The organism is Mesorhizobium sp. M7A.F.Ca.CA.001.08.2.1 (assembly GCF_003998455.1).
Classification (GTDB): Bacteria; Pseudomonadota; Alphaproteobacteria; order Rhizobiales; family Rhizobiaceae; genus Mesorhizobium; species Mesorhizobium ciceri.
The window spans coordinates 1-2,518 of sequence record NZ_RZPW01000845.1 but is presented as its reverse complement, the minus strand read 5'-3'; the positions used below and the strand labels follow the sequence as shown (position 1 = coordinate 2,518).

1 protein-coding gene and 1 pseudogene are annotated in these 2,518 nt (G+C 66.0%); both read right to left on the bottom strand.

Annotation, left to right across the window (positions count from 1 at the left end; genetic code table 11):
- A pseudogene (locus tag EN914_RS31900) lies at positions 1-263 on the bottom strand (BAX inhibitor (BI)-1/YccA family protein); the annotation flags it as partial.
- 227 nt (positions 264-490) lie between these two features.
- Positions 491-2,518, bottom strand: a 2,028-nt coding sequence (locus tag EN914_RS31895; protein WP_164779060.1) for an ABC transporter permease, incomplete at its 5' end; no start/stop codon positions are given.

Genomic DNA, 2,518 nt, shown 5'->3' with positions numbered 1-2,518 from the left:
ACCCAGCGCAGCGGCGAGCCGAAGATCGCGTAGCCGAAGGACGTCAGCATCTCGCCGCTCGGCAGCGTCGCGACAGCCGAAGCCGGATCGGTGGTGGTGGCCAGCATGATCGTGCCGACAGCGGCAAGACCGGTGATGAGGAGGCCAAGCCCCATCAGATTGTAAACCTTGATCATGTAGGCGCGCAGGCCCTGATCGATGTCGGCACCGACGCCGACGCCGGGCACGGCGCGCGTCTGGTAGTTGCGAATGGGATCAGCCATTGTAGTCCTCTATTGCTTCTGCCCCGTCCGGTGTCAGGTCCTTCCGGACCCAGGCGCCGCTGGCAGGGCTCCAGCATGCCTGTGGCGAAATATGATGGTTATTCGCGTCAAGAACAAGACCGTAACCGGATGTAACGGTTCGTGAGAGGGCGAAGCGCCGTTTCCTCGGCTTTTCGGACGGCTTTCTTACCAAGATTTAATCCAGGATGCCCGTTCCGGGCCTGTCGTCACAGGTTGCGCAGCACCGGTGCTGCCTTGTGGCCGAGCACCCGCCAAGTGCCGGCGAGACCAATGCCGACCGTGATCACCAGCGAAAACAGAATGGTTGCCACCGCCACCTCCGGCATGAAATGCGACGGCAGAGTCATGATGCGCGCGACGACGAACCAGGCGGCTGCGCTGCCCGCCGCCAGCGCGAAAATGGCGGTGGCCAGCCCGATCAGCATATATTCGAGCGAGAAGGCCGATATCAGCGTCGTGCGTGTCGCGCCCAGCGTCTTCAACACCACCGCATCATGGATGCGCGCCCGGTTGCCGGCTGCAAGCGCGCCGGCCAGCACCAGCACCGAAGCGATCAGCGCCACGCCAGCGGCCGCCCGGATCGCCGTGCCGAGCTGCCCGACCAGCCGGTTGACGACGTCGAGCGCGTCCTTGACCCGCACCGTCGTCACCGCCGGGAAGGCGCGGGTGACGGCGTTGAGGATGCGGGCGTCGTCCGCCGTCGATGCACTCTTTTCGGTCAGCGTCGCCATCCAGCCATGCGGGGCGCCCGCGAATGTGTTGGGCGAGAAGACCATGACGAAATTGATACCCATCGTCTCCCATTCGACTTGGCGGAAACTGGCGATCCTGGCCGTGACATTGCGGCCCAGCACATTGACGGTGATGGTGTCGCCGAGCTTCAGCCCGATCTCCTTGCCTTCTTGCGCCGAAAACGAAACCAGCGGTTCGCCGCTGTAATTTTCGGGCCACCAACTGCCCTCGGTCAGCGTCGCGTTCTCCGGCTGCCTGGTGTCATAGGTCAGGCCGCGATCCCCCCTCAGCACCCAGGCGCCTTCCGCCGGCACCTTCACCTTGTCGACGTCGACACCGTTCAGCGCCATCACCCGGCCGCGCAGCATCGGCACCTTGGCCAGCACGCCCTGCGGCGCCTCCTTGCCGATCAGCGCCGAGAAGGACGCGACATCGGCGCTCTGGATGTCGACGAAGAAGAAGTTCGGCGCCCGTTCCGGCAGGCTGCCCGAGATCTGTCGCCTGAGATTGCCGTCGATCAGCGCCAGCGTCACCAATAGCGTCAGCCCGAGCCCCAGGGACAGCACCACCGATGGCGTCAGGGCGCCTGGCCGATGGATGTTGCCGATGGCGAGCCTGAGCGCCACGAAGCGCACGCGCGGGCTTTTCCTGGCGGCCCATTGCACCAGTGCGCCGACCACGCGCAGCACCAGGAAGGCGAAGACGGTAGCGCCGACAAAGATCGAGGCGATGCGCTGGTCGCCCGAGAACAGAATGGCCAGCGCCGCAAGCAGCAGCGCGATGCCTATGGCCGCCGCGACATAGGCGGGGCGCGGCAAGCCGCGGCCTTCCAGCCCCATTTCGCGAAACAGCGCGGTTGCCGGCACGTCGCGGGCGCGGCCGAGCGGCAGCAGCGCGAAAGCCAACGTCACCAGCAGGCCGAACAGCGCCGCCATGCCGAGCGCGCCGGGATAGAAGCCGCCTTCGGCCGGCACCGGAATGACGGATTGCAAGGCCGCGCTCGCCGCGAAGGGCATTAGTGCGCCGAGCACAAGGCCCAGCACGATACCCAATCCGGCTATGATCAGGATCTGCACGAGATAGACGGCAAAGACGAAGCCGCCCGAAGCGCCCAGGCTCTTGAAGGTGGCGATGACGCCGCGCTTGCCGTCGAGATAGGCGCGCACCGCATTGGCGACGCCGACGCCGCCGACCACCAGCGCCGTCAGCCCGACCAGGGTCAGGAACTGCGAGAAGCGTTCGATGTTGGACGACAGCGCGGGCGCCGCGTTGCTGCGCGTGCGGATCGACCAGCCGGCTTCCGGAAAATCCGTGGCGGCCTGATCCTGGATGGCCTTGAGCCTTGCCTCGTCGGCGTCCGCCGGCAGCCGGATTTTGTAGGCATTCTCGACCAGGCTGCCCGGCTGGATCAGTCCAGTGGCCGCCAACCCTTCGGTCGAGATCATCAGCCTCGGCGCGAAGCCGAAACCGTCGGACACGGCATCCGGTTCGGCGACCAGCTT